Below are 8,955 nucleotides of genomic sequence, written 5' to 3'. Positions count from 1 at the left end.
CTAAACCGTCGGGAAACCCGACGAGCGCGCATCCGCTTTTTTTTAGTTCTCTCTCCGCTATGCGGCTAAATATACCCTTAACTTGTTGTGGAGTTAGTTGTTCTTGGCTACTAACTTGCTCGACAGTTAACTGTTTAACTTGTGAATAAATATAATCTTCATATCTACTCTTAATCCTTGAAATACCCATCCTGCTTTGAGCCAAGATTTAATTAATCTTGCCAAGGTTGGAAAGGTTCCCAATTTCTTGATTAGGTATTTGTGATCGATACGGTCGAAGCATTTGGCGATATCAGCATCAAGAACATATTTGCTCCTGTATCTGATTCCGTTGAAGATCGCTTCTATAGCATCGTGGGCAGAGCGGCCAGAACGAAACCCATAACTATTCGGTTTTTGAACTTTGGGGATGCTGATGAAATAACAGGTATATTCCACCCTCTGACTTTTGCCTTTTGGCTCCAGTGTTCTACCTGATTGGGTAATCAGCCTTTACACTGGTTATTCCTGATGAAGGTTTAATGAGATTCCTGTTCGTCAGCATGGGTACTTGCTTGCCCATAACCACTTTAGGCTAGTAGTTAGAGGGGCTTTTATTCCCGCTTTGCGGATTGAGGACTAGTCGCTACCGCAGGGAATATGCTGTCACCTGAGCATCCGCAGGGGATGGGCTTTCACCATCATTGATATGGAATTGTCACAACTAATAGACTTTTATGTCTATGGTTGGCTAGCCGTCCCTACTTTGTGTAATTCACAAGTATTTAGACTAAACGAATCACACACCAGTCCTGAATCCGTAGCTACGTTCATGGAATGTTGCTTCGTGCGCTGGTTCGAGGGCGTATTTTGCGAGGCACTGCCAAGCTCTATCCGCTATTGTGGGCACTTTGAGCATTCTTATAGTTCCGTCCTTTTTAAGGATGGGAATTTCTCGTAGCCTTTGGTGCTTCCAGTTGGTGTGATTTTTGTTTAGCTCGGTAGCTAATGCAAATCGTTTCTCAAATGAGAGGGATTTTTTGCCGTCAACACCAGCCGTCTTTTTGCCAGCATTTAACTGCGTTACCTGCCGAATGGCTAGTAATTTAGCTGATTGAGATTTTAGAATCAGTTTCTGCAAAGACCGCGCTTTTTGCTTGTCTCCAGCTCGAACTGCTTTTTACACGCGCTTCTGTAGGCGAAAGAGAGTTTTCTGAAATTTCTTCCAGGGTAATCTCCTCCAGGATTCACTAGTCGTTAAACTGTGGCTAATCATGCTCTGCAAATGGTTTGTGTATTCTGAATACCTTTTGGCAATTACACCAAATCCTACCCGCGTCTGAGGAGTTAGCCCTCTCGTCTGGATTACCATAAATGCGACCACTTACAGACCTCAGACACGTTTTTATTCGGTCCATCCGATCGATTGATTGTCCCTTTAGATGTAGCCATTTCAACCGCCAGAACCCCATACTCATAACGCTACTCAATTAAAATGCGGCGGGATACTAATCTCTGGCGAGGTCAGACATAGGAATTGCGTCTGCCTCCAGGTAGGTTGCTTTTCTAGGCTCGGTTTCATCATGGGGACTCCTCGTTAGCCGCAGTGTCCAGTGCAATTCTGGCCTGATTCAGCCCTGTTCCCAGCTTCACTCTACAGAATTCCGAGTCTGTTCAGTGTGGGCAGGTAGAGAGTCATCTCTGAGTTTGAGAGGAGGGACTTACACCGTGATTTATACCTCAACGAATCGCACTAATTGCCCTGGTGCGTTACGGCTGACGCCTAACACACCCTACACAAAAATGAGCTAATAATTTAGGATCGCTATATCTACCCACCACTGATTTAATTGTGACTCACTACCAAAAACTCCTTACCATTCCGAGTACTCCCAAATCCTTCGTCAAAATTACCTCACAGATCGAGGATATCGTGACAAAATCAGGAATTATCACCGGATTATGTACCCTCTTTCTCCGGCATACTTCTGCTAGTTTAGTGATTCAAGAAAACGCCGATCCCGACGTATTAATCGATCTGGCTAACTTTCTGGCGAAACTAGTTCCCGAAGATGGCAAATACATCCATTCCGCTGAAGGTAAGGATGATATGCCAGCACACATCCGTACTGTGCTTACCCATACCTCCGAACAAATTCCGATTATGCAGGGTAAATTAGTCTTAGGTACATGGCAAGGAATTTATCTGTGGGAACACCGCCAACATCGCTACAATCGTGAGTTAGTCGTTCATATTAGTGGCGATTAAATATTGTAGTTTTAGTCTGAAAAAAGTCTCTCCATCTGGCTATGAACTAATTCTAATTGTTCCCTGAGTGGAGCTAAGTTGTAGCCTAATTCGACCGCTTTATTACTATCTAGGGAAACATCAGCCGCACGCGGAGCCGCCATTAGTAAATCCCGCCGAGAGATCGGATCCAATAGTGACAAGTCAAACTCAAACACTTGAGCCAGCAACCTGCCAAATTCATAACGAGAAACACGCTCATTTCCGCCCAAATTTAGGATTCCTGGAGATGTTTCCAATGCCATTAATAAGCCTTGAGCGGCAGTTGTGGCACTTACTGGCGTCCGAAATTCGTCTGTAAATAACTGTAAACTTTGGTGCGAACGTAATGCACTCATCCACGGCTGAATAAAACTGGTAGCTGTGGGTGGTGATATTCCAAACATCAAAGGCATTCGACAGATAGCAGCCTGTGGATAAGCAGTGAAAATATCTCGTTCGGCGGCTACTTTTTGTTCCCCATAGATATTGATTGGTGAGACTGGATCTGTCTCTAAATAAGGTGGCTGAGTCCCATCAAATACTAGATCTGTGGATGTAAATACAAAGGGAATTTTTGCAGCCGCACAAATCTGAGCTAATTGCGCGGACGCGGTGACATTAATTTGGTAAGATTGGTCTGGATGAGACTGACAAAAGTTAGGGCTAGACGCAGCCGCAGTATGAATGACAGCATCTGGAGCGATGCGATCGATCTCAAATTTAACTCGATCGAGATTAGTCAGATCGATCCGAGCTAATTTGGTACCTGAAATCTCGATCGGATGTCGATCGTAAGTCCCATACACTTCCCACTCAGATCGAGCGAGTTGACACAAATTCCAGCCCAAAAAGCCACTAGCTCCAGTAATTAGTAGTCTCTGCATAGTTACAAGAATGTCAGATGATGTGTCTCACAAATATTGGGTATCGATCGGGACTCTGTACCTTCGATGGCGTGCTTTCCACCCTAGGGGAGTCAATTCCATTATCTATCATAAACTTCTTAGACACCTGCCCAGAGAGGCTTCTAGATGGCGCATCATCGATAATTTTGCTACCCTGACTACTGTAGTTGCAGCCCTGCTTAGAGGACTAAAGGTTGAAGCTAGCTGATGCCTTGTACCGCTCTACATGAGCTATGAACATTGACGTGGCAAGAATTAGACAATTGTAGGTTCGGTTATCGCACCAGTATTACCTAGTTTATAGTTTTGTATACTAATGTTAAGAACTGTTTAGTTCTTTTAGTCAAAAAAGTTAAGATAATATGGAATAACGTAACGAAAGTTAACTTTATCAGTCAATAATTATCAGAATACAGATTAATCGAGTAGGAGACAACTTCAAAACGTGAGTCAGCAACAACTTGCCCAACTGCGGCGTTACGATCCCCAAGCAATTTCTAGTTATTACAATAGACGTCTGTGGTTAGTTATTTGGCGGGCACTAACGATTGTCTGGTTGTTTGCAGGATTCTCAATTGGCTTACTACTCGATCGATCGGTTGGCAACATTGAAGTAAATAAGAATCTACGGGCGAATCAACTCCGCGAAATTCTCACCCAATTAGGGCCTACGTTCATCAAAGTCGGACAATCACTCTCAACTCGTCCCGATTTAGTCAAAAAAGAATTTCTAGAAGAACTGATCAAATTACAAGATCAACTACCACCTTTTGATAATGAGTTGGCGATGCAAATCATCGAATCTCAACTCAAGCGATCGGTAGAAGAATTATACAAAGAAATCTCCCCTCGTCCAGTTGCCGCAGCCAGTCTGGGACAAGTTTATAAAGCGAGACTGTACAGTGGCGAAGAGGTTGCTGTCAAAGTCCAAAGACCGAATCTGTTACCAATCATCACCCGCGATCTGTACTTGTTGCGATGGGCTGCTACTTGGATTAAACCCTTTTTACCACTAAATTTAGGTGACAATCTGACGATAGTTGTCGATGAATTTGGGACTAAGTTATTTGAAGAAATTGACTACGAGAATGAAGGGCGAAATGCCGAGAAATTTGCGGCTAATTTCCAAGACGATCCTGGGGTTAAAGTCCCATCAATTTATTGGAGATATACCAGTCGCACTGTACTGACTCTAGAGTGGATTGATGGAATTAAACTAACAGATCTAGATGGAATTAGAAGGGCTGGACTCGATCGAGATAAATTAATCAAGGCTGGTGTATCATCTGGTTTGAGACAGTTATTAGAATTTGGTTTCTTCCACGCCGATCCGCATCCTGGGAATCTATTTGCATTAGCTGATGGACGGATGGCATTTATTGATTTTGGGATGATGGATCAACTTACCCAACATACTAAAGAGACGATCGCGGGTTCCGTCGTTCACTTAATTAATAAAGACTACCTCGCCCTAACTGATGATTTTGTCAAGCTGGGATTCTTAACTCCTGATATTGATATTTCACCAATCATTCCAGCTCTAGAGCGCGTACTGGGTAATGCGATCGGCGAAAGTGTCAGTAACTTCAACTTCAAAACTATCACCGATGAATTTTCGGAATTGATGTTTGTGTATCCCTTTCGCATTCCCGCCCAATTTTCCTTAATTATCCGCTCTCTTGTCACCCAAGAAGGTGTAGCCCTCAGTCTCAATCCAGAATTCAAGATTGTGGAAATCGGCTATCCTTATGTCGCTCAAAGACTGCTCAATGGTGAAACACCAGAAATGCGTCGTCGGCTGATAGAAGTTATCGTCAAAGACGGTAAAATCCAGTGGCAACGATTGGAAAACATGATCGGTATTGCGCGTAGTGACAACAATTTCGATCTCCTACCTACCGCACAATTAGGGTTACAATTCCTGATGTCTGCTGAAGGACGATCGTTACGCAACCAAATTGTCATGGCACTGACAGAAGACAATCGCCTTCATGTCACGGAGGTTCGACAATTGTGGGATCTAGTCAAGGACGAGTTAGAACCAGCTAAACTTTTTAATATTGCGATCGGTGCCCTAGCTGAAAGCGTTCCCAAAGCACTGGGCAACTTCTCGACAGTAGGTATCAACTCCTTCTTCAGTTCCCCCATCAACAATCGCAAGTAATCAAATTTGAGGTGATTGAGCGGGATATAGATCGCCATTTTAATATCCCCTTCACCTCTCACCTTCACGGCTAATTCAATGTCAGATCTAGTTTTATTTTGGCATCGCCGCGACTTGCGAATCTCCGATAGCATTGGTTTAGCGCAAGCAAGTCATACCAATGCTAGAGTCATCGGCGTATTTTGTTTCGATCGATCGATCTTGTCAATGAATGTCGCTCCAGCTAGAGTTGCTTATCTAGTCGGCTCTCTCAAAGCCCTCGCCCAAGATTATCAGCAAGCTGGAAGTCAATTATTATTTCTTGATGGCAATCCGATCGAGAAAATCCCTCAGTTAGCCACTACCCTGAGTGCTAAAGCAGTATACTGGCATTACGATGTCGAACCCTATGCCAAAATACGCGACGATCGAGTCACCGCAGCCTTAACTGCCCAAAATATCGAAATCCATCTCAATTGGGATCAGCTCCTCCACGATCCAACGACAATTAGAACTGGCAGCAAACAGCCCTACACCGTCTACACACCCTTCTGGCGGAACTGGAGTAGTCAACCAAAACCAGAGCCAGTCGAGGTAAAACTGCCCCAGAGTGAATTAACTCCCGTCGAAAAACAAGCTCTTACCCAAATACCGACGATCGATCTACCCACCGCCGCCGATTTAGGCTTTATTTGGGATAGTCCCCTTGCCCAAGCACCAGGTACGAGTGCAGCAGCGCAAATATTAGCAGAATTCTGCGATCGATCGATCTCCGAGTACGACGAACAGCGTAATTATCCCGCAGCCTCTGGAACATCTAGCATGAGTGCCGCCATGAAATTTGGGACGATTGGAGTCCGTACCGTTTGGGCGGCGACAACTGCGGCGATGGCGGCAGCTAGAAGTGATGAAGCCCGTGCAGGGATTACCACTTGGCAACAAGAAATAGCATGGCGAGAGTTTTATCAACAGGCAATGTATCATTTCCCCAGCCTAGCCCAGGGGGCTTACCGCGAACCCTTTAAGAACTTTCCGTGGCGCAACGATCGAAATCAGTTTGACGCGTGGTGTAAGGGCGAAACGGGCTATCCGATCGTCGATGCAGCCATGCGCCAACTCAATCAAACCGGATGGATGCACAATCGCTGTCGGATGATTGTTGCTAGTTTCCTCACCAAAGATTTGATTATTAATTGGCAATGGGGCGAGCAGTACTTCATGGAGCGTCTGATCGACGGAGATTTATCCTCAAATAATGGCGGTTGGCAATGGAGCGCGTCGAGTGGGATGGATCCTAAACCATTGCGGATTTTTAACCCCTATACCCAAGCCCAAAAGTTCGATCGAGATGCCGATTATATTCGTGAGTGGGTGCCAGAATTAAAGTCTATAGATACAAAGCTGATTCTCAGTGGGGATATTTTACCCCTGACTCGCCATCGTGTGGGCTATCCACTGCCGATCGTCGATCATAGTGTGCAACAGCGATTATTCAAGCAATTGTATGCTAGCGTCAAAGGCTAAGATTTAGCACTATAAATATTTGATCGTGAAAAATTTTACGGCAATCGTCGAACATGATGCTGAAACTCAGCTATATGTGGGTTATGTCCCAGGATTTGCCGGAGCACATTCTCAAGCAGAAACATTAGACGAATTACAAGAAAATCTTCGCGAAGTCATTGAGATGCTCTTGGAAGATGAAAATTTAGTGGCTGAATATTGAAGAAATATTGGCATCGCAGCAAAAAATACAGTGTGGGAACTGGGGAATTACAATATCTAGACAATGACAGACTGGATCGAAGCGGAAATTACTAAGGTAGTCAATGAATATGGAGAGGTTCCGCCCCTGTGGATAATTTTTCCAGACGAACATCCATATAGTATGTGCTGGCGGATGGGATATGGTGAATCATATGTGGACATCTGGGGCAAGTGGTGGCGAGAGCAACACTTTGATGAAGCCCAACGTATAAACTACTTCCACAGGTGGACTCCGCCGGATGTCTGGCTCAAATGGACGATCGAAGCCATCTGGGAGCTGCGGGCGTGGGAAGATGATGACTTTGACTATACTCCCTATTTCGATCGGCTGTTAGCTCTTGGTTTTGGTGGCAAGGAAGACTACGAAAAAGATCTCAGCGATCCAAAATGGTTTGATGCTGAAGATGATGAGTGATATGTTGCTGTGTAAAATCCCAGAGTTGCTGGGGCATTGATGTGGCAAGATGAGAGGGTTGAATTATATGAATATACTTAGAAATGCAAACGGGCAAAAATTCTATCCTTAGCCACTGGCGACACTGGTTGCAGACTGGAGTAGTTGCAGTGCTATTACTCACTCTATCTGCGGGACTTAGTGCCGCAACTCTACTCCCATCAGGAAACGCAATTACCGACGGACAGGCGATTCTCAGGTATGCACTACCGATCGACAATAAGCCAGTACGGGATCTCCAAGACAGTTTGGAAGATATCTCTAACCATCTCCGAGGAAAACAGTGGAGCACGATTAATAATGATGTTAAGAAAGCTGCTGCGGTATTAAAAAACAAGCAAGCCGAGATCCTCAAGAGTATCCCCGCCGATAGACAAGCCCAAGCACAGACTTCGATCGATGGGATCAAAGCTGATGTGGACGCTCTGGTGATTTCCGCAGATGCTAAGAATAAACCACAGGTGATAGTAGAGCGCGCTCAAGCTTTAGCTAAAATTGGCATTCTGGAAGCTGCAATGGTGACAGGCTTCCCCTACACAGTGCCATCAGAATACAGCAATTTGCCCCAACTCCAAGGTCGCGCCACGATCGCACTCAAAACTACCAAAGGGGATATTAACCTCACTGTAGATGGCTTTAGTGCCCCTGTGACGGCTGGTAACTTTGTCGATCTCGTCAATCGGGGATTTTATAACGATCTAGCATTCACACGAGCAGAAAATGATTATGTCCTCCAAATTGGCGATCCGCCAGGGGAGGAAGTCGGTTTCATCGATCCTCAAACTAAAAAATATCGGGCGGTACCATTGGAAGTGATGGTTAAAGGCGATAAAGAGCCAATGTATGGAGTCACGATGGAAGATGCTGGACGGTTTCGGGAGGAACCAGTGTTACCTTTCTCTTCTTATGGTGCTTTAGCAATGGCACGTCCTGAGAACGATCCTAACGGTGGCTCGTCTCAATTCTTTTTCTTTCTATTCGAGCCAGAATTAACTCCGGCTGGACGCAATCTGCTCGATGGACGATACACGGTATTTGGTTATGTAACGTCGGGACAAGAGGTGCTCGGACAACTCAAAGCTGATGACAAGATCGAGTCGGCAAAGGTAATCGAAGGCGGAGATCTATTGAAGGTATAGATTTGTAACTGTCACAATTTGCCATTTAACACAAAGTGGTTAAAACCACTCCTCGGAATGCAAAGTCCGCTGTCTTGAAAAGGTGCTCTACTTGGGGAAACCCCAAGACCGCACTTTTCGCTACGCGGACTAGTTTATTAGTGGGACTTAAACAAAATCAAGCCCAAACAAAGCCGAAATTGGCTTTGTGAGCAGCAAAGACATCCATGTTCTGGGTCAGCCAATTAAAGAAGCGAAAAGACATAGCCGTCCGAAATGCTGCCAACGCATCAGCAAAT

8 protein-coding genes and 2 pseudogenes are annotated in these 8,955 nt (G+C 44.9%); 6 read left to right on the top strand and 4 right to left on the bottom strand.

Translation table 11 applies throughout. The annotated features are described in order from the left end of the window. From ACEW9J_RS05500 to ACEW9J_RS05490, 3 genes and pseudogenes are all read right to left on the bottom strand, one after another. A partial coding sequence (locus ACEW9J_RS05500) for a transposase family protein (protein ID WP_373544132.1) occupies positions 1-190 on the bottom strand: 190 nt, incomplete at its 3' end. After that, positions 187-396: pseudogene (locus ACEW9J_RS05495) on the bottom strand (reverse transcriptase domain-containing protein); the annotation flags it as partial. The pseudogene ACEW9J_RS05495 and the gene ACEW9J_RS05500, both read right to left, overlap by 4 nt. A 388-nt stretch (positions 397-784) precedes the next feature. Then, positions 785-1,255: pseudogene (locus ACEW9J_RS05490) on the bottom strand (reverse transcriptase N-terminal domain-containing protein); the annotation flags it as partial. A 576-nt stretch (positions 1,256-1,831) separates the two neighbouring features. Here ACEW9J_RS05490 and ACEW9J_RS05485 point away from each other — a divergent pair. Then, a complete protein-coding gene (locus tag ACEW9J_RS05485; RefSeq protein ID WP_373544131.1) occupies positions 1,832-2,248 on the top strand; it encodes a secondary thiamine-phosphate synthase enzyme YjbQ in 417 nt (138 codons plus the stop codon). A gap of 11 nt (positions 2,249-2,259) precedes the next feature. On the opposite strand, the gene ACEW9J_RS05480 is transcribed toward ACEW9J_RS05485, so the two are convergent. Next, positions 2,260-3,153 carry an NAD(P)-dependent oxidoreductase gene (locus tag ACEW9J_RS05480; protein WP_373544130.1) on the bottom strand — a complete coding sequence of 298 codons (894 nt, stop codon included), beginning with the start codon at positions 3,151-3,153 and terminating at the stop codon, positions 2,260-2,262. A gap of 466 nt (positions 3,154-3,619) precedes the next feature. Between ACEW9J_RS05480 and ACEW9J_RS05475 the strand changes: the two genes are divergently transcribed. The 5 genes from ACEW9J_RS05475 to ACEW9J_RS05455 all read left to right on the top strand — a co-directional run bounded on the left by ACEW9J_RS05475 (position 3,620) and on the right by ACEW9J_RS05455 (position 8,677). Continuing rightward, entirely contained in the window at positions 3,620-5,338 is a 1,719-nt protein-coding gene (locus ACEW9J_RS05475; RefSeq protein ID WP_373544129.1) for an ABC1 kinase family protein, read from the top strand. Positions 5,339-5,416: 78 nt separating this feature from the next. Then, a complete protein-coding gene (locus ACEW9J_RS05470) occupies positions 5,417-6,841 on the top strand; it encodes an FAD-binding domain-containing protein (protein ID WP_373544128.1) in 1,425 nt (474 codons plus the stop codon). A gap of 25 nt (positions 6,842-6,866) precedes the next feature. Then, on the top strand, positions 6,867-7,043 hold the full coding sequence (locus ACEW9J_RS05465; protein WP_373544127.1) for a type II toxin-antitoxin system HicB family antitoxin: 177 nt from the start codon (positions 6,867-6,869) through the stop codon (positions 7,041-7,043). A gap of 63 nt (positions 7,044-7,106) precedes the next feature. Continuing rightward, positions 7,107-7,499, top strand: a complete 393-nt coding sequence (locus ACEW9J_RS05460) for a hypothetical protein (protein WP_373544126.1) — start codon at positions 7,107-7,109, stop codon at positions 7,497-7,499. Between the two features lie 83 nt (positions 7,500-7,582). Then, positions 7,583-8,677 carry a peptidylprolyl isomerase gene (locus ACEW9J_RS05455; RefSeq protein ID WP_373544125.1) on the top strand — a complete coding sequence of 365 codons (1,095 nt, stop codon included), beginning with the start codon at positions 7,583-7,585 and terminating at the stop codon, positions 8,675-8,677. The last annotated feature ends 278 nt before the right edge of the window (positions 8,678-8,955 follow it).

Origin of the sequence: Chamaesiphon sp. (assembly GCF_041737865.1) — a bacterium.
Classification (GTDB): domain Bacteria; phylum Cyanobacteriota; class Cyanobacteriia; order Cyanobacteriales; family Chamaesiphonaceae; genus Chamaesiphon.
This window is presented reverse-complemented; position numbering and strand designations above follow the sequence as displayed.

Excerpts from the sequence above, each read along its gene's own strand:
- ACEW9J_RS05470 (WP_373544128.1), top strand. The coding sequence starts at position 5,417 with ATGTCAGATCTAGTTTTATTTTGGCATCGCCGCGACTTGCGAATCTCC.
- ACEW9J_RS05455 (WP_373544125.1), top strand. The coding sequence starts at position 7,583 with ATGCAAACGGGCAAAAATTCTATCCTTAGCCACTGGCGACACTGGTTG.
- ACEW9J_RS05460 (WP_373544126.1), top strand. The coding sequence starts at position 7,107 with ATGACAGACTGGATCGAAGCGGAAATTACTAAGGTAGTCAATGAATAT.
- ACEW9J_RS05480 (WP_373544130.1), bottom strand. The coding sequence starts at position 3,153 with ATGCAGAGACTACTAATTACTGGAGCTAGTGGCTTTTTGGGCTGGAAT.